The sequence below is a fragment of the Ruegeria sp. YTSA075 genome, assembly GCF_059610245.1.
On the sequence record NZ_JBXWNG010000007.1, the window covers coordinates 83,208 to 100,653 of the forward strand.

Consider the following 17,446-nt stretch of genomic DNA (forward strand, 5'->3'; position numbering starts at 1 on the left):
GTGTTCTGAACGCCCCCCGGGGGCCATCAGTCGGCAACCCGACTACCGATGCGCGCTGAGGACGTGGCTGACCTTCCACTATTGCACGACGTCTTCTCTACATCGGATGGGAAAGCTGGGCTGTGCAGGTCAGATTGAGCGCTGATCGGTTCAACGCGCAGAGCATCAAATACCTGGACAGCGCAGTTCTGTTGGAGGCCGCGATTGACGGGCAAGGCGCGGGGTTGGCAAGACGACTCTTCGCAGAGAGAGACTAAGAACCTGGTCGGCTGATCCGTTTTGATGAAAGCAGTGTTCCATTGGATCGCGGGCTTTATTTCGTCTGTCGCCCCGGCGATCAGGAGCGTGTCATGTTAAGAATTTTCAAGAAATGGCTCATGTCTATTTAGCTCTGGGTTCCGATCGAAGTCTCAAGAAAGCAATTGTTGGTTCATGCAGTCCATAAGTCCGGATCGCCCTCAAAGCGGCCATTCACTTAAGTGGACCGGCGCTAAGGGCGCCGGTCCAGAGTATTGTCCTGCCCCGTTTATCCAAACACGCGACCGAGAGCGCCATCGACCGCGTCGGTGATCTGATCGATATCATCTGCGGTCGCAATCAGCGCGGGCGAGAAGCACAGCGTGTTGTTCCGACCGGGAACCGAGCGGTTGGTGACGCCGATGATCACGCCCTGGGCCATACAGTCGGCAACTACAGCCTGTGCTAGTTTCTCGTCTACTGGTTCTTTGTTGCTGCGATCCGCCACCAGTTCAGCCCCTAGGAACAGGCCCTTGCCGCGAACGTCGCCCACGACCTTGTGCTTATCCATCAGCGCCAGAAGGTTGTCCGTCATCCGGTCGCCCATAGCAGTGCAGTTGCCCAGCAGGTTCTCGTCTTCGATGATGCGCATGTTCTCGATCGCAGCAGCAGGGCCGGCAGTGCATCCCCCGAAGGTCGAGATGTCGCGGAAATAGTTCATCGGGTCCGCCGCGTCGTCCTTGAACATATCAAAGACGTCTTCGGTGGTTACCAGACAGGCGATGGCCGCATAGCCCGAGGCGACACCCTTAGCCATGGTTACAAAGTCGGGCTTCACGCCATATTGCTGGTAGCCAAACCAGGTACCAGTCCGGCCTACGCCGCAGACGACCTCGTCAATATGCAGCAGGATGTCGTATTTCTTGCAGATCTCCTGCACACGCTGCCAATAGCCTTCGGGCGCTTCGATCACACCGCCACCTGCAGTGACCGGCTCAAGGCACAGCGCACCAACAGTGTCGGGGCCTTCGCGCAGAATCACCTCTTCGATTTGATCGGCAGCCCATTCGCCGAAATTCTCTTCCGGCGCGCCGTCCAACTCGTGCTTGCGGTACTCCATGCAGTGCGGTACGCGGATGAAATCGGGTGCGAACGGTCCGTATTGCGCGTTACGCTCGTCCTGCCCGCCTGCCGACATCGCGGCCAGGGTCGAGCCGTGGTAGTCGCGGTCGCGATACAGAATTTTGGTTTTCTTGCCGCCATAGCGCTTATGCGCAATTTGACGGATCATCTTAAAGGCTTTCTCGTTCGCCTCAGAGCCTGAGTTGGTGTAATACACCCGGCTCATGCCCGGCATCTTTTCAATCAGCTTTTCGGCAAAAAGCGCACCGGGAATCGAGCCCGCCGAATTGGCAAAATAGCATAGCTTCATCAGCTGGTCATAGACGGCCTTGCAGATCGATTCGCGGCCATAGCCGACATTCACGGTCCAGACGCCACCGGATACCGCATCCAGATGCTCTTTGCCTTTCTGGTCCCAGACACGCATGCCCTTGCCTTCGACGATGATGCGGGGATCATTGGTTTCAAAGGGTTTATGCTGGATCAGGTGATGCCAGATATGGGCGCGATCAGCCTCAACCACGCGGGAAAGATCGTTTTCACTGAACGTTCCGTCCATGACATGTCCTTTCAATCAGGTGCGGTGTGTAGGATGTGGGTCAGAGCCCACAATAGCGTGTGTTTGCGATGGCTCAGATCACCGCGAATGACCGCTGGAATATAGGGCCAGATCGTATCTTAGCATAAAGCCAGAACGTATGTTTGGCGTATTTCTACGGGTTTGTCAGCGCCGCAAGTTTGTGCTCAAGTCGGCCAACACGCGAATTGGGGAGGATTGGCGTATGCAAGCGGCCAACATATATGAGCGTCACCTGGACAAAACCCGTGCGAATTATACGCCCCTGTCCCCGCTCAGTTTTATTCAAAGGACGGCGGCGGTTTATCCGGACTACCCGTCAGTTGTATATGGAGATCGCCGTTACACCTGGGCGCAAACCTACAGCCGCTGCCGCAGGTTAGCCTCGGCTTTGGCGGTGCGGGGCGTCGGAAAAGGGGACACCGTTTCGATCATCGCGGCCAACATTCCCGAACTCTACGAGGCGCATTTTGGGGTGCCCATGGCGGGGGCTGTTCTGAACGCGATCAACACGCGGCTGGATGCACCGGTCATTGCCTTTATCCTGACCCATGCCGAGGCAAAGGTTCTGTTGGTTGATACAGAGTTTTCAGCGGTGGTCAAAGAGGCACTGTCGCAGGTCGAGCATGACATTCTGATTGTCGATATCGAAGATCCCAGCTTTGAAGGTGGCGAAAGACTGGCGGATTTGACCTACGAGGCTTTGCTGGAAGAAGGTGACCCGGACTATGACTGGGCGTTGCCCGACGATGAATGGGATGCGATTACGCTGAACTACACATCCGGAACGACTGGCAACCCGAAGGGTGTGGTCTACCACCACCGTGGTGCGGCATTGAATGCGCAGTCCGACCTGCTTGATTGGAATATGCCGCGCCATTCGATCTATCTGTGGACGCTGCCGATGTTTCACTGCAACGGGTGGTGTTTCCCATGGGCGATGGCGGCGAATGCTGGGGTATCGGTTTGCCTGCGCGCTGTTCGGGCGGAACCGATCTATGCCGCATTTCGGGACGAGAAGGTCACTCATTTTTGCGGCGCGCCGATTGTTCTGAATATGCTGGCACATGCGCCGGATCACTTGAAAGATTTCGACCATCAGATCAAGGTGATGACAGCAGGTGCCCCGCCACCCGCCGCGGTCATCGAAGCGATGGAGGCGATGGGGATTGAGGTGACCCATGTTTATGGCCTGACCGAGACCTATGGGCCGTCAGTCGTCTGCGCGTGGAAAGAGGAATGGAATGCGCAGGGCCCCGAAGATCGTGCGGCTCTGAAGGTGCGGCAGGGCGTGCCCTATTCGGCGCTGTCGGGCCTGATGGTAGCCAATCCTGAGACACTGGAGCCTGTCCCGGCAGATGGAGAGACCATGGGTGAGATTTTCATGCAGGGCAATGTGGTGATGAAAGGGTATCTGAAGAACCCGGATGCCACGGATACAGCATTCAATGGCGGATGGTTTGCATCAGGCGATCTGGGAGTGATGTACCCGGATGGCTACATTGCGCTGAAAGACCGGTCCAAGGACATCATCATTTCGGGGGGTGAGAATATCTCATCCGTCGAAGTTGAAGGTGTTCTATATAAGCACCCTGCGGTTATGGAGGCAGCGGTCGTTGCGCGCCCGGACGACAGATGGGGCGAGACGCCTTGCGCCTTCGTTGAACTCAAGCCCGGTGCGAACGCAACCGAGGCCGAGTTGATCGCGTTTTGCAGGGATAACATGGCCCATTTCAAAGCGCCCAAGACTGTTGTGTTCGGGGCGTTGCCAAAAACGTCAACCGGGAAGATACAGAAATTTGTGTTGCGCGATAAGGCACGGGTGTTGGAATAGGTCAGCCGAAGATAGACAGGTCAAGCGGCAGAACCTCACCCATCCACAAGGCGTGATCGCGGTGATCGGCAAGGGGATCTCCGGTTTCAGGATGGGTGAACACTGTCAGCCCCTGACGATTTAACATGAGCCACGGGATCACTTGATCAAACGTGTCAGCAGAGAACCCTAATTGGCAACTCCAGCGCGGGTGAGGACCAACATTGCGGGTGTGCATGCGGCCCATTTGAACCCGGAAGAGGCGCGCTGCGTCCTCACAGATATGTTGCGCTGCCTTTTGTGTTTGGGCGTCAAAGTAGACATGTGCGTGATAGCCGGTGATCTCGGACATGGGAACCTCGTGTTCTTGTACGACACCAATGAGCTAGGCATGGCAAAAGCGATTGAACAGCCGTAGCTGCGCACAGATCCTGTGCGGGCGCTTACGGCTGGTGCTGATCCGGGTGCGCTGCAGCAAAGGCCGGGTGGTTTGCGCAGGCGGTATCGACACTCAGAAGGTTGGGCATATCCGTCAGATCGACCTGCCACCGGCGCGCATTGTACAGCTGTGGGATCAGACACAGATCAGCAAGGCCCGGCTGCGTGCCGGTGCAGTAGGGGGCCTGTTCGAAACTTCCAAGCAGTGTTTCAAAGGCCAACAGCCCCGGACGAATAAAGCGTTTCATCCAGTCCCCGGGCATCCCTTCGGCGTCACCGCTCAGATGTGTTGCATATCGGGCCACTGCCAGATTGCAAACCGGGTGGATATCAATCGCAATAGACTGCGCCAATGCCTGCGCTTTGGCGCGCGCGGCGGGGTCAGTAGGCAGAAGGCCAAGATGTCGGGTCTGATCCAGATAGTCGATGATGGCCAATGACTGGGTCAGTTGCAGGCCGTCAATCTCAAGCACGGGCACCAGCCCTTGCGGATTTCGCCTCAGGTGCTGGTCAGATTTATGCGCTGCATTCGTCAGATCAACCGAGACCGAGCGATACGCAATCCCGGCTAGATTAAGCGCAATCCGTACCCGATAGCTGGCCGACGAACGCCAGTAGTCATAAAGGATGGTCTCGGTCATTTTGCACCTCAGATAGGCGAGTTTAAAAAATGGGTTCAGCGCCACATCTTTTGTAAGGATCTTCAAGCGCAGGAAGGATCGTTCCCGTACAGGTGCCAAACCCGATCACATAGCCGTCGCCCTTGGCATGCCCTTTCAAGGTTAGCGTGTCGCCATCCTGAATAAAACTGCGGGTCTCACCACTATCCAACTTCAGAGGCTCTTTGTCGCCCCAGCTGAGTTCCAGCAACGACCCCCGGTTTTGCGTTTCAGGGCCAGAGATCGTACCAGACCCCAGCAGGTCCCCGGTGTTCATCGGGCAGCCGGAGGTGGTGTGATGGGCCAGCTGCTGCGCGGCGGAATAATACATCTCTTTGTAGTTGGTCCGGGCGATCACCGTTTCCGGCTGTCCCGCAGGGGCCATCGCCACTTCGAGGTCGATATCATAGAGCATTGGGCCGCAATCCTTCAGATGATCCAACAACTCGAACTCTCGGGCAGGGGTGTCGCACCGAAACGGCTCCAGCGCGGCTTTGGTGACGATCCAGGGGCTGATCGAAGTGGCGGTGGCCTTTGCCTGGAAGGGCCCCAATGGTTGGTATTCCCACGCCTGGACATCTCGGGCTGACCAATCGTTCAGCAGGACATAGCCAAAGATGTTGTCATCCGCTTCCTGTACCGAGATCGGACCCTCGGATGGGGTTCCCACAATGGCACCCATCTCAAGCTCGATATCGAACCGTTGCGAAGGCGCAAAACGGGGCAGGGCATCGTTGGGTCCCTTCAACTGGCCCCAAGGGCGGCGGATATCCGTACCAGACACCACGACGGATGAGGCGCGCCCGTTATAGCCAATGGGGATGTGCAGCCAGTTGGGCGGCAGAGCATTTTCCGGCCCTCGGAACATGGTGCCCACATTCGTGGCATGGTGCCGACCTGCGTAGAAGTCAGTGTATTCGCTGACCGCCAAAGGCATGTGCATCTGCACGTCGCCCTGCGACACCAGCAGGGGTTCGACCTTGTCTTGCTCTTCCGCGCCTTCCGACAGCAACTCGGTCAGCCGGTTGCGCAAGGCGGCCCATACGGCGGGCCCTTGTTCCATCAAAGGGTTCCAGAAAGGCAGGTCAAAAAGGGGATCGTCGCTGAGCGCGATTAGCCCGGTTTCTTCGGCCGCTGTCACGTCGAAGATCATGTCACCAACGGCAACGCCGCAACGCAGTTCGTCTTCAGCAACCGAGAAGACTCCATACGGCAGGTTGTTCAGCGGAAAGGGGTGGGTCGGGTCGTTGGCCGAGGTCACCCAGGATTTCATCAATGGCATATTGTCTCCAAACCTGTGTTATTTCTTACCCGGTGTTCCGTCGAATTTCTTTTCCAGCGAAGTCCAGCAATCGATGTAGTCATCCTGCAAAGGTGCTTCAGTGGCTGCAAACTCGGTCAGGTGCTGCGGGAAGCGCGTTTCGAACATGAATGACATCGTTCGGTCCAGCTTATCCGGCCCAAGATTGGCGTTCGAGGCATTTTCGAACGCCTCGCGATCCGGTCCGTGCGGGATCATCATGTTGTGCAGGCTCATCCCGCCGGGAACAAAGCCCTGTGGCTTCGCATCGTACTGGCCGTAGATGTTGCCCATCAGCTCAGACATGATGTTCTTGTGATACCAGGGCGGGCGGAATGTATCCTCTGCCACCATCCAGCGTTCGCGGAACAGGACAAAGTCGATATTGGCCGTGCCGGGTTGGCCCGAAGGCGCTGTCAGGACGGTAAAGATCGACGGGTCCGGGTGGTCGAACAGGATGGCCCCAACCGGGCAGTAGGTGCGCAGATCATATTTGTACGGTGCATAGTTGCCGTGCCATGCAACCACATCCAGCGGGCTGTGACCGATCTTAGTGGTGTGGAATTGCCCGCACCACTTGATGGTTACGGTCGAGGGCACTTCGCGGTCTTCAAACGCGGCAACCGGGGCTTTGAAGTCGCGGGGGTTGGCCATGCAGTTGGCCCCGATCGGGCCACGGCCCGGCAGTTCGAACTTCTGCCCGTAATTCTCGCACACAAATCCGCGTGCCGGGCCTTCCAGTACTTCGACACGATACAGCAGCCCGCGCGGCAGGATGGCGATTTCCTTGGGCTCCAGATCGATGATACCAAGCTCGGTGGTGAATCTCAGCCGGCCTTCCTGTGGCACGACCAACAGCTCGGAATCGGCCGAGAAGAAATAGTCATCAACCATCGACTCCGTAGCCAGATAGATGTGGCTGGCCATTCCCACCTGCGTATTCACATCCCCGGCCGTGGTCATGGTACGCATACCGGTTAGCCAGGTCAGGCCACCGTCAGCGTGTGGAACCGGGTCCCAGCGGTACTGGCCCAAAGAGATCACATCCGGATCGATACAGGGGGCTGATTTCCAATACGGCAGGTCAGTCTTTTCATACCGGTGCGAGTGTTTGACCGAGGGGCGAATGCGATAGCACCAGGTTCGTTCAGGCGGGTTTGCGGTAAAGGCGGTGCCGCTCAGCTGTTCGCCATAAAGACCATAGTTGCAGCGCTGCGGGCTGTTCATGCCCTGGGGCAGGGCACCAGGCAGCGCCTCGGTTTCGAAATCGTTGCCAAAGCCCGGCATATAGCCGGAATGGGTTCCAACGGGCGTGCTGGCCTGTGTCAGACTGTGCGGTTCTACCGGACGATTCATTGTGGTTCCTCCGTTTGGTGCTTGTCGGATAATAGTTGTTTTTGTAACTAACAAGCATGAGAAACGATAAAACCTCCGACACTGACGGTTTCGACCTTCAGAACTTTCTGCCGTTCCTGTTGAACCAGGCGGCAGAATCCGCCTCGATCAGTTTTCAGAAGGTCTACAAAGATCGCTATGGGATGCTGCGCACCGAATGGCGGGTGCTGTTTCATCTGGGTTTGTTTGGCACAATGACCGCGAAACAGATCGGGCATCGGGCAAAGACACATAAAACCAAAATCAGCCGCGCGGTTCAGCAACTGGAGAATCGGCGCTTTTTGAAACGAACCCGGGATGATCGCGACGGGCGCGTGGAATGGCTGACGCTGACACCAATGGGTGAGGCGACCTATCGTGAGTTGCGGGATATTGCTGTGCAACATGATGCCAAACTGGCTGGTCAGTTCGATACCGATGAAATTGCGATCCTGCGAAAAATGCTAAGACGGCTGGCCGGTTTCGAGTAACCTCTGGTAGAACGGTGCATCCGTCCCCATTTGTTGCAAAGAATTTACATGGACGTTCAAATGATGCCTTCTGACCGCCTTCCGCCTGCATTTTTCGACCTGATTGATTGGTTGGTCCGGAAAGGACTGGAAGGTGCCGGACAAGAAGAATTGCTGGAAGGGTTTTGTTCCACTTTGGTGGATCAGGGTATCCCTTTGATGCGGTTCCATGCGGCACAGTCGACCCTGCACCCGGCCTATGGCGGCTTTGGGTACAGTTGGTACCGGACCAGTGGCGGAACATCGGAGAAGTTCGAGAACACGGATACACCAAGCGAGCAATGGTTGCGCAGCCCCCTGTATGCTTTGCTGAACGAAGATTTGGACGATATTCGTGTCAAACTGGTGGATCAAAATGAACCAAGCCGATTTCCGCTGCTGAATGAGCTGCGAGAGGAAGGTGCGACTGATTACTACGCCACTGGCATCCCTTTCGATCTATCCGAACAGGTGCGTCACACAGGGCCCGACAAGGTCAGCGACGGGGTGCTGATGTCTTGGACCAGCGATGCGCCAACGGGTTTCGAAGATGGTGACTTGGCGCGGATCAATGCGGTTTTGCCGCATCTTGGGTTGGCGCTGAAATCTGCGAAGAACCAGGTGATGTCAAAGGATCTGATGCGGGTCTATCTTGGGCGTGATGCCGGCGATCGGGTGTTGTCCGGCGAAATACGACGCGGGTCTTTGCAGCAGATTGATGCGGTGATCTGGACCTTCGATCTGGAGGGGTTCACCAATATGTCCGAGGATCTGCCCGGAGATCAGATCATCGAAATGCTGAATGACTATTTGGCGGTCGCAGTTAGTGTGGTTCACGATTGCGGTGGAAACATCCTCAAGTTCATGGGCGACGGGCTGATGGCCATGTTCGATGTCGGTGAAATTGACGCTGATGCCCGCGCTGCACTATCGGCGATACCCCTGCTGCAAAAGCGGATGCAAGAGCTCAATACGCGGCGCGAGGCCAAAGGGCTACCGGTATCAAACTACACGCTGGCCCTGCATTCGGGCGAGATTTTGTATGGCAATATCGGATCGGAAGCCCGATTGGATTTTACAGTGATTGGTCCAGCGGTAAATCAGGCCGCGCGGATTGCGGGGATGCATAAATCTCTGGGTCAGAGAATCCTCGTATCAGACGACGTTGCACGCGCGGCCGATCCGTGTGAGCCCGAACTGATCTCGGTCGGGCGATACATGCTGCGTGGCGTTAATGAGCCGAAAGAGCTGTTTACCGTCTACAACCCGATCAGCTGATACAGGCCTTGGGGCGGTTGCAGAAAAAGACCCCTTGCCATTAATAATGTAATTACATAACAAAATAGCTATGCTCGGCGCGCCCCGGACCGGTTCGGTCTGACGCACCAAACAACCCAGATGTAACAGAACAGGTAGCATGCTATGACCGATACCCGGCTTCCCGTAACAGTTCTTTCAGGTTTTCTCGGCGCCGGTAAAACCACGCTGTTGAATCGTGTTCTGAACAATCGCGATGGCCGCCGGGTGGCGGTGATCGTCAATGACATGTCCGAAGTGAACATCGACGCCGATCTGGTGCGTGCCGACACCGAACTGTCGCGCACTGATGAGACGCTGGTTGAGATGTCAAACGGTTGCATCTGCTGCACGCTGCGTGACGACCTGTTGGACGAAGTTCGCCGTTTGGCCGGTGAAGGCCGGTTTGACTATTTGTTGATCGAGTCGACCGGAATTTCCGAACCTTTGCCTGTCGCAGCTACATTCGATTTCCGCGATGAGTTTGGGCAAAGCCTGTCCGACGTATCACGGCTGGACACTATGGTCACTGTGGTCGACGCGGTGAACCTGCTCCAGGACTATTCCAGCCACGATTTCCTGAACGATCGTGGTGAGACAATGGGCGAAGAAGATGAGCGTACTCTGGTACATTTGCTGACCGACCAGATCGAGTTTGCGGATGTGGTGATCCTGAATAAGATTGACGATGCAGGGCCTGAGCGTGTGGATGCGGCGTGTAAGATCATTCGCAGCCTGAACGCGGACGCAAAAATTATCGAAACGAACCATTCCGATGTCGCGGCTGATGCCATTCTCGATACTGGGATGTTCGATTTTGAAAAGGCACATGAGCATCCAATGTGGGCCAAAGAACTCTATGGGTTTGCGGATCACGTGCCGGAAACCGAAGAATATGGCGTTACCAGCTTTGTCTATCGTGCTCGGCTACCCTTCGTGCCCGAGAAAATCCTTGAGGTACTGAACGGTGACTTGCCTGGCGTGATCCGTGCCAAAGGGCATTTCTGGATCGCCACGCGCCCGGATTGGGTGGCCGAGTTCTCGCTGGCGGGCGCGTTGTCCTCGGTTCAACCACTGGGCACCTGGTGGGCAACGGTTCCCGAGGATCGCCGCCCGGATCACGAAAGCGCTCGGGCCTATATACAGGCCCATTGGCAGGAGCCATGGGGCGATCGCCGGCAAGAGATCGTGTTTATCGGCAGCGGTATCGACTGGCCGACGCTCAAAGCGCGGCTGGATGCAGCGTTGCTGCCTGCGATGGCTGCGGCCCGTGTCGAAGACCTGCCGGATCTTCCCGATCCCTTCCCGCTGTGGCGGCGCGCCGAGGCGGCTGCATGAGCTTTGTCCGGGAGGTAGTGAAGGACGCGCCCATAGGTGTTGGCGTCTTCTCAACCCCCGAGGGTCTGAGCGCGATTCATCATCCCGGCTGTGCTGCTGCGATCTGGCGCAGGGCTCCCTTGACCCATTTCCAGGACTGGCTGAATGCGCTTGAACCAGAAGTACTGCCCAAAGCGCGCATGATCCTTCGACCGGACGCGGTGCGTGATGCAATGGGCAAGATTTGTCAAAGCTTGGGCACGCCGGAGTGCATCGAACGGGACCGCCTGATCGACGATGTTGCCGCGCTTTCGGTGTTGTTTGCCGATGTGATGCAGGCAACCTGGGTGCGGTTGCGTCTGGATGTTGTGGCGACCAATGCCTGTCGACGGTTCCACATTGACGCTGTCACGGCCCGGCTTGTTTGCACATACCGTGGGACGGGAACGCAATATGGAATCTCCTCCAACGGAGAAGATCCGAGCCGCGTGTTCACTGTTCCGACCGGATCGCCAATCCTGCTGCGCGGAACCCGTTGGCCAGAGACACCGAAATCAGGCCTTCTGCATCGATCACCACCGATTGAGGGCACGGGCGAAACACGGTTGCTGCTGGTTCTTGACCCAATTGTTGATCCGGCGGATGAAACTGATCCGGTTCTGTATCACTGAAAGGCTGCCCGTGTTTGGGCGCCGAGCGATCAGAAATCGATTTCCACGCCCGGCAGGTTCAGCTCGCGCATCATGTCGCGCAGCTCTTGCCGGGCGGCAATGTTCGAGATGTTCAGCTGTTTAACCCCGATGTCCTTGAGGTCCAGTAAGGTCAGCCCGCGGGGAAACAACTCGCGGAATATCACACGTTCCGAAAAGCCCGAGGCAACGCGAAAGCCGATGCGCTGCGACAGCATCTCGATCGCGCGTTGCATCTTTTCCTTGTTGACCATGCGCTGGGTACCAACCCGGTTGCGTACGACCACCCAGTCGATAGGTTTAAGACCGGCCTGTGCCCGCAGCTGACGCGCGTTCCAGACCATCTCGGAATAGACTGAAGGCCCCAGAATCTTTTCACCCTTTGAATCGATGCGCGCCAGCAGGTCAAAATCGATAAAGCTGTCGTTCAGCGGGGTGATCAAAGTATCTGCCAGCGAATGTGCCACCTGGCTGAGCCGCGTGTGCGATCCGGGGCAGTCGATCAGAATGAAGTCACTGTCGCTTTCCAACTCGGCCACGGCTGCCGACAGGCGGTGATCATAGATATTCTCACCCGGTTTCAGGGTGCTTGCGTCGATCTCGGGCAGGTCGTGGTGGAGCGGGCTGGGCAGCGTCAGCTCGGCTCCTTTGAGAAAGTTGCTGCGGTTCTCAAAATAGCGGCCAAGGCTGCGCTGGCGCAGGTCCAGATCCAAAGTACTGACCTTGTTGCCCAGGCGAGCCAATGCCGTCGCCACGTGCATCGAGACGGTCGATTTCCCGGCGCCGCCCTTTTCATTCCCGACTACAATGATATGTGCCATGCTTGTATTCCCAAGTCCCGCCGTGCTTGTCTACACGTTGTTGGAACCCACTATATGTTGTGTCTGAGGGGATGAAAAGAACCTCTGACCGTGGTTTGTGGCGATATCCAAGACAATTTTGGAAAACTCAACACCCGTCGCGGGTTAACGTGGGGTGCTTGCAAAGCCAGTGCGGCTGATTCATCGCTCTATCGGATTTGACGCAAAGCCATGAACGAAAAAGGCCACCCCGAATAGGGTGGCCTTTCGCATGCAAGTTGGGTCAAGCTTAGAAGCCCAGACCTTCGTATTTCTTCTTGAACTTCGATACACGGCCACCGGCGTCCAGCAGGCGCGAGGTGCCACCGGTCCAGGCAGGGTGCGAGGACGGATCGATTTCCAGAGCCAGCTGGTCGCCTTCGGCGCCCCAGGTGGATTTCATCTGAACCACAGAGCCATCGGTCATTTTGACGTTGATGACGTGATAATCGGGATGGATGTCTTTTTTCATCTTTCCGCTCCTTACGCCTCGGCGCCAGCCTTGGGCTTGTAGTTGGTAACTTCTGCGATACGTGCGGATTTACCGCGACGGGTACGCAGGTAGTACAGTTTGGCGCGACGGACGCGGCCACGGCGGACAACGGTGATGCTGTCGATATTGGTCGAATGCAGGGGGAACACACGCTCCACGCCTTCGCCAAACGAGATTTTGCGAACGGTGAACGAACCGGCGATCCCTTCGCCGCCCTTGCGCGCGATGCAGACGCCTTCGTAGTTCTGCACACGGGTGCGCGACCCTTCGGTCACCTTATAGCCGACACGGATGGTGTCTCCGGCTTTGAAATCGGGGATGTCTTTCCCCAGGGCGGCAATCTGTTCCGCCTCTAGCTGTGCGATCAGGTCCATCGCATTTACTCCTATCTGCTCGTGGTTGGTCCACGAAGTTTGGGCACGGGCTGAGAGCTCTTGGTCTTCACCGGGTCCTGCGAACAGCCCGCCAGAGGTCAGATCGAATGTTCCTTATGCCTGGTCCGTCCCTGTCGCGCCGGGGCCGAAGAAAGCCAGGCGTCACGTCAGACAACAAACCAAAACACCGGAGTCGCGTCTCGCGGCACCGGATTGCGCTGCTTTAGGGGGTTTGCGGGCAGGGATCAAGCCTAAATTGTGGGCGGCACCGGTAAGATTTCGCCACTTTGCAACTGCCCCGTTGCCTTGGCGGGTGGTTCAGGCATTCTGGCTTCAATTCAACGAGCAGATATTTCAAAAACAGGACGATGTCATGCGGTTACCCGTTTTGCTGGCACTTGTGGGCCTTACTGTGATCTCATGCGGGCGACAGGGGCCGCCGCCCCAGGTTGTTGAACAGGTGCCTGGCGTAGATCGAACGGCCCCATCGGTGATCTATCCGGATTTCGGTGACGCTGACCCGCATGATTGGGAGGGGCGGCATCCCGGGCTTTATCCAGTGCATGGGCTGGATGTGTCCCGCTGGCAGGGGCCGATTGATTGGCGTCAGGCCAAAGCATCGGGCGTCAGCTTTGCCTTCCTCAAAGCGACCGAAGGCGGTGACGTTGCAGACCCGCTGTTTCAGGATCATCGCCGGGGCGCGCAGGCGGCAGGCGTGCCCTGGGGGGCGTACCACTATTACTATTTCTGCCGGTCTGCTCGGGAACAGGCGGGCTGGTTCATTCAGAACGTGCCCAAAGGTGCAGACCTGCCGCATGTGCTGGATATGGAATGGACGCCCCATTCAAAAACCTGCACCATACGCCCCGATGGCCGTACTGTCCGGGCCGAGGCGCAGCGCTTTCTGGATATCCTTGAACGCCACTATGGCCGAAGGCCCATCGTCTATACCACCGTGGATTTTTATGAAGACACTCAGATCGGACGCCTGCCCAAGACGGATTTCTGGCTAAGGTCGGTCGCAGGGCACCCGAGCAAGGTCTATCCGCGGGCGGTTTGGCGGTTCTGGCAATACACCGGCACCGGATTGGTGCCGGGTGTTCAGGGCAAAGTGGATATCAACGTCTTTCACAGCTCGCCTGAGGTCTGGTCGCAATGGAAAGCGGCAGGTTCCTAGGGGTTAGCTGTGCCATAGGTCTCGATCGTGCCACCAGCAACGAGGTGATCCAAGCGGCGCTCGCGTTCTTCACCATACGAGTCGCGCAACCACAACCGTTCACCTTGATCCAGTTTGCGACGCTCAAAGCCGCGCTTCGCCAGGCAACGATCAACCTGGTCGATTTCACCTTGATCACGCAACGCGTCTTGTGATCTGTAAGCCAGGATTGATCCTACAACCTCTAAGCGCGACTAAACCGCAGAATCCTCAACCGCAAACAGAATGGAATGTTTCGCTGGTGGCTGATGCTTTGAGGCCACAATGGGCAAGGATCAATCAGAGTTTTTGCCCGTATTCCCAACGTAGTCCTTCCAGATATCCGGACGGCGTTCACGGGTAATCTGTTCGGCCATCTGACGTCGCCATTCGGCAATGCGGCCGTGGTGGCCGGACATCAGGATCTCCGGGATCGGGCGGCCCTTCCATTCGGCGGGGCGGGTGTATTGCGGGTGTTCGAGCAGGCCCGAGGAAAAGCTCTCTTCTTCAGTCGAGGCCTGATTGCCCAGAACGCCGGGGATCAATCGCACTGTGGCGTCGATCAATGCCTGCGCCGCAATCTCTCCCCCGGTCATCACGAAATCACCCAGCGAGACCTCTTGTACTCCGTAATGCTCCAGCACCCGCTCATCGACACCTTCAAACCGACCGCATAGCAACGTCATCCCATCGCAACGCGCCAGATTTTGCATCATCTTCTGATCCATCCGGCGACCGCGCGGGCTAAGGTAGATCAGCGGCCAGTTGCCTTGAATACCCGCCATCGAGTGCTCGATGGCGTCGCCTAACACGTCTGCACGCAGAACCATACCCGCCCCTCCCCCTGCGGGTGTGTCATCGACGTTGCGATGTTTGCCGATACCGAACTGTCGCAAGTCTACGGTTTCCAACTGCCACAGCCCCTCTTGCAAGGCCTTGCCCGTTAGGCTTTCACCCAAGACACCGGGAAATGCCGCCGGGAACAATGTTATGATCTTGGCCTTCCACACCCCATGTAAATCTGGTGTGGGCGTCATCAACTCACGCGGTTTCAGGGTGGGGCGGATGGCTTTGCGCCCGTGGGATTTGCTTGGTGTATCGGTCATGTCTGATCCGCCAACGCGCGCCGGACGCTTTTGACAAGGGCTTTCTTTTGCGCAACCAGCGCTGTGTCGTCCAACGAGGATCGATTGAGCGCTAACAATTCGATCAGCGCCTCCTGCGGCAGACTGGTATTGGATTTTGACGGCGGTACAAGCTTGGATGCATTGTCTTGCGGCAGCCCTAAATACTCTGCAAACGGGGTGCCGGGGCCAAAGCGGGTTTCTTGTAAATCCTCTAGCCATCTTGTCTGCACATGCACTTCGGGCAGTCGTTCCTGAATTCTGTCGGCGACGCTCGGCAAATCTGGAAGGTGATCCAGCGCCGCGCAAAACGCATCGAAATCCTCAACCAAGCGTCGGCGCTGTAAATCATGAGCCCAAAGGCTGCGCAGCCATTCAGAGCGTTCGCGTAGCGACAGATAAATGGTGATGTCGACCTCGTCCCCGATCAGTTGGCGGCGAATGGTGCCCACCAATGTCGACGCAAGCTCGGGCGTGGCAGCATAGCCTTCGGCGCGATTTCGGCTTGGCCGCAAGCCGCCAAAGTTCTCCTCGCTGATGATCAAACCCCGGCGCGTGCCGAAATCGATCTGTCCTAAAAACGTGTTCATCTTGCTGCCGAATGTGGCCAGCGTGTCGTCCAGCCTATAGACCGAATGGCGCGTCGCCGCATTTGCCAGGCCCGATTTCCGCGTTTTGTAGGGCAGGACCAATGAGAAATGCGGCCAGATCAGCTCGCGATTTTCATAGAGAAAGGATTGCGCCGCTGTGGTGCCGGTTTTGTGCAGCCCAAGATGCAGCAAAACGCGCCGCATCAGATCAGCCCCTCGGGCGGGTCTGCAACGATGCGGCCCTTCTCCAGATCGACTGTCGGCACCGCCTCAAGCGTGAAGGGCAGCAGGACAGTTGATTTCAGTCCCGGCCCATGCAGTTCTAACAGGTCGGCTGCACCATGGTTCTGAACGGATTTCACCTGTCCCAGCAGGGTGCCGCCGGTGTCAAAAACCTCAAGTCCGATCAGGTCGGCGTGGTAAAACTCGTCATCCGGCAAAGATGGCAATTGATCGCGGCGCGCAAACAGGCGCAGGCCTTTCAGGTCATCTGCCTGTTCCTTGGTTTCCACTCCGCCCAATCGTGCAGCAAACCCGTTCTTGATGGTGCGGGTCAAAACCAGAGGATAGCGTTTTTTGCCAGCCTCGTCAGTCAGGGGGGAATAGGTCTCAATATCCGATGGTTCGGCGCAAAAGCTTTTCAGCCGTACTTCGCCGCGTACTCCGTAAGAGCCCGCGATGGTGCCGACACAGATTAGATCACTCATTTGCACCACCCGGAGTTACGCATATGCCGCTCTTCCACTCTCCCAGACCCTCGCAGGCTTCGCGTTGATTGCTGCGTTCAAAGAACACACCGACAATAAAGGCGATCACCAGCAGGATGGGAAGGCGTAACAATCCAAACATCAGCTATCGTACCTCGATGGCAAGAGCATCGTCCCTGCATTCCCAGCCCGCCCGTTCCAGTTCCGGCGTGTCCGAGGGTTCTTCCGGCCAGCCGATGCAGAAATACCCGATCAGGCGCCAGGCGTTTGATACGTTAAGGTCGCGGCTCAGCCGGTCGGGATCCAGAATGGAAACCCAGCCCAGCCCAAGCCCATAGCTGCGCAGGGTCAGCCAGAACAGGGTAATCGCTGAGACGACGGAATAGCGTCGCATCTCGGGCATGGACTCAGCCCCCAGACCAAGCCCCTTATCGGTGCTGTCATCGCAGAACACCGCCAATTGCACCGGGGCCTCTTGCATACCTGACAGTTTCAATTGGCTGTAAAGTTGCGCTTTTTCGCCCGAATAGCCTTTCAGGGCCTCGGCGTTTGCGGCTTGGAAATTTTTAAATGCCGCATCGCGTGCGGCTTGGCTTTCGACGCGGATGACGCGCCAGGGCTCACTGAGCCCCACAGAGGGCGCCAGCCGAAACGCGTCGAGACAGCGCGTCAGCACTGCCTCGTCAATTGCGTCAGTGCGGAACCGACGCACATCGCGCCGGAGCCGCATCAACAGATCGAACTGCGTGCGAAAATCGTCGGTGAAAGTCTGATCCCGCACAGCAATCGCCTG

Annotated in this window: 20 protein-coding genes; 6 read left to right on the forward strand and 14 right to left on the reverse strand. The window is 57.2% G+C overall.

Features of this window, described 5'->3' with window-relative positions:
- Positions 1 to 526 precede the first annotated feature (526 nt).
- Entirely contained in the window at positions 527 to 1,918 is a 1,392-nt protein-coding gene (locus AC2FGE_RS13995) for an aminotransferase family protein (RefSeq protein WP_496819826.1), read from the reverse strand.
- Positions 1,919 to 2,141: 223 nt separating this feature from the next.
- Between AC2FGE_RS13995 and AC2FGE_RS14000 the strand changes: the two genes are divergently transcribed.
- Complete coding sequence (locus AC2FGE_RS14000) at positions 2,142 to 3,770, forward strand: acyl-CoA synthetase (protein WP_496819827.1); 1,629 nt, start codon at positions 2,142 to 2,144, stop codon at positions 3,768 to 3,770.
- Position 3,771: 1 nt separating this feature from the next.
- Here the strand turns inward: AC2FGE_RS14000 and AC2FGE_RS14005 are convergent, their stop codons facing one another.
- The 4 genes from AC2FGE_RS14005 to hmgA form a co-directional block, all read right to left on the reverse strand.
- A complete protein-coding gene (locus AC2FGE_RS14005) occupies positions 3,772 to 4,101 on the reverse strand; it encodes a DOPA 4,5-dioxygenase family protein (RefSeq protein WP_496819828.1) in 330 nt (109 codons plus the stop codon).
- 91 nt (positions 4,102 to 4,192) lie between these two features.
- A complete protein-coding gene (gene maiA / locus AC2FGE_RS14010) occupies positions 4,193 to 4,828 on the reverse strand; it encodes a maleylacetoacetate isomerase (protein ID WP_496819829.1) in 636 nt (211 codons plus the stop codon).
- A 22-nt stretch (positions 4,829 to 4,850) separates the two neighbouring features.
- Positions 4,851 to 6,128 (reverse strand): fumarylacetoacetase, encoded by a 1,278-nt coding sequence (gene fahA / locus AC2FGE_RS14015; protein ID WP_496819830.1) that lies wholly within the window; start codon positions 6,126 to 6,128, stop codon positions 4,851 to 4,853.
- An 18-nt stretch (positions 6,129 to 6,146) separates the two neighbouring features.
- The gene (gene hmgA, locus AC2FGE_RS14020) at positions 6,147 to 7,502 is read right to left on the reverse strand and encodes a homogentisate 1,2-dioxygenase (protein WP_496819831.1); all 1,356 of its coding nucleotides are present in this window, start codon (positions 7,500 to 7,502) and stop codon (positions 6,147 to 6,149) included.
- Positions 7,503 to 7,558: 56 nt separating this feature from the next.
- Between hmgA and AC2FGE_RS14025 the strand changes: the two genes are divergently transcribed.
- The 4 genes from AC2FGE_RS14025 (at position 7,559) to AC2FGE_RS14040 (ending at position 11,313) form a co-directional block, all read left to right on the forward strand.
- Positions 7,559 to 8,011: a MarR family winged helix-turn-helix transcriptional regulator gene (locus tag AC2FGE_RS14025; protein WP_496819832.1), complete on the forward strand. Its 453-nt coding sequence runs from the start codon at positions 7,559 to 7,561 to the stop codon at positions 8,009 to 8,011.
- Between the two features lie 48 nt (positions 8,012 to 8,059).
- Positions 8,060 to 9,307 (forward strand): adenylate/guanylate cyclase domain-containing protein, encoded by a 1,248-nt coding sequence (locus AC2FGE_RS14030; RefSeq protein ID WP_496819833.1) that lies wholly within the window; start codon positions 8,060 to 8,062, stop codon positions 9,305 to 9,307.
- A 144-nt stretch (positions 9,308 to 9,451) separates the two neighbouring features.
- A complete protein-coding gene (locus AC2FGE_RS14035; protein WP_496819834.1) occupies positions 9,452 to 10,663 on the forward strand; it encodes a GTP-binding protein in 1,212 nt (403 codons plus the stop codon).
- Positions 10,660 to 11,313, forward strand: a complete 654-nt coding sequence (locus AC2FGE_RS14040) for a DUF1826 domain-containing protein (RefSeq protein ID WP_496819835.1) — start codon at positions 10,660 to 10,662, stop codon at positions 11,311 to 11,313. Before AC2FGE_RS14035 ends, AC2FGE_RS14040 begins: the two co-directional genes overlap by 4 nt.
- A 29-nt stretch (positions 11,314 to 11,342) precedes the next feature.
- Here AC2FGE_RS14040 and AC2FGE_RS14045 read toward each other — a convergent pair whose 3' ends face one another.
- The 3 genes from AC2FGE_RS14045 to rplS form a co-directional block, all read right to left on the reverse strand.
- Complete coding sequence (locus tag AC2FGE_RS14045; RefSeq protein ID WP_496819836.1) at positions 11,343 to 12,152, reverse strand: division plane positioning ATPase MipZ; 810 nt, start codon at positions 12,150 to 12,152, stop codon at positions 11,343 to 11,345.
- 268 nt (positions 12,153 to 12,420) lie between these two features.
- Positions 12,421 to 12,642: a 50S ribosomal protein L31 gene (gene rpmE, locus AC2FGE_RS14050; RefSeq protein WP_496819837.1), complete on the reverse strand. Its 222-nt coding sequence runs from the start codon at positions 12,640 to 12,642 to the stop codon at positions 12,421 to 12,423.
- 11 nt (positions 12,643 to 12,653) lie between these two features.
- Positions 12,654 to 13,037 carry a 50S ribosomal protein L19 gene (gene rplS, locus AC2FGE_RS14055; RefSeq protein WP_170531453.1) on the reverse strand — a complete coding sequence of 128 codons (384 nt, stop codon included), beginning with the start codon at positions 13,035 to 13,037 and terminating at the stop codon, positions 12,654 to 12,656.
- Between the two features lie 373 nt (positions 13,038 to 13,410).
- On the opposite strand from rplS, the gene AC2FGE_RS14060 reads away from it, so the two are divergent.
- Positions 13,411 to 14,214 carry a glycoside hydrolase family 25 protein gene (locus AC2FGE_RS14060; RefSeq protein WP_496819838.1) on the forward strand — a complete coding sequence of 268 codons (804 nt, stop codon included), beginning with the start codon at positions 13,411 to 13,413 and terminating at the stop codon, positions 14,212 to 14,214.
- Here AC2FGE_RS14060 and AC2FGE_RS14065 read toward each other — a convergent pair.
- The 6 genes from AC2FGE_RS14065 to bluB all read right to left on the reverse strand — a co-directional run bounded on the left by AC2FGE_RS14065 (position 14,211) and on the right by bluB (position 17,434).
- Positions 14,211 to 14,396, reverse strand: coding sequence for a hypothetical protein (locus tag AC2FGE_RS14065; protein WP_496819839.1), 186 nt, complete (start codon positions 14,394 to 14,396; stop codon positions 14,211 to 14,213). The genes AC2FGE_RS14060 and AC2FGE_RS14065 overlap by 4 nt on opposite strands.
- A gap of 132 nt (positions 14,397 to 14,528) precedes the next feature.
- Complete coding sequence (gene trmD / locus AC2FGE_RS14070; protein ID WP_496819840.1) at positions 14,529 to 15,338, reverse strand: tRNA (guanosine(37)-N1)-methyltransferase TrmD; 810 nt, start codon at positions 15,336 to 15,338, stop codon at positions 14,529 to 14,531.
- Positions 15,335 to 16,150 carry a hypothetical protein gene (locus tag AC2FGE_RS14075; RefSeq protein WP_496819841.1) on the reverse strand — a complete coding sequence of 272 codons (816 nt, stop codon included), beginning with the start codon at positions 16,148 to 16,150 and terminating at the stop codon, positions 15,335 to 15,337. Before AC2FGE_RS14075 ends, trmD begins: the two co-directional genes overlap by 4 nt.
- On the reverse strand, positions 16,150 to 16,653 hold the full coding sequence (rimM, locus tag AC2FGE_RS14080; RefSeq protein WP_496819842.1) for a ribosome maturation factor RimM: 504 nt from the start codon (positions 16,651 to 16,653) through the stop codon (positions 16,150 to 16,152). The genes AC2FGE_RS14075 and rimM overlap by 1 nt, the downstream gene beginning before the upstream one ends.
- Positions 16,646 to 16,795 (reverse strand): hypothetical protein, encoded by a 150-nt coding sequence (locus AC2FGE_RS14085; protein ID WP_496819843.1) that lies wholly within the window; start codon positions 16,793 to 16,795, stop codon positions 16,646 to 16,648. Before AC2FGE_RS14085 ends, rimM begins: the two co-directional genes overlap by 8 nt.
- A gap of 3 nt (positions 16,796 to 16,798) precedes the next feature.
- Positions 16,799 to 17,434 (reverse strand): 5,6-dimethylbenzimidazole synthase, encoded by a 636-nt coding sequence (gene bluB, locus AC2FGE_RS14090; protein ID WP_496819844.1) that lies wholly within the window; start codon positions 17,432 to 17,434, stop codon positions 16,799 to 16,801.
- Positions 17,435 to 17,446 lie beyond the last annotated feature (12 nt).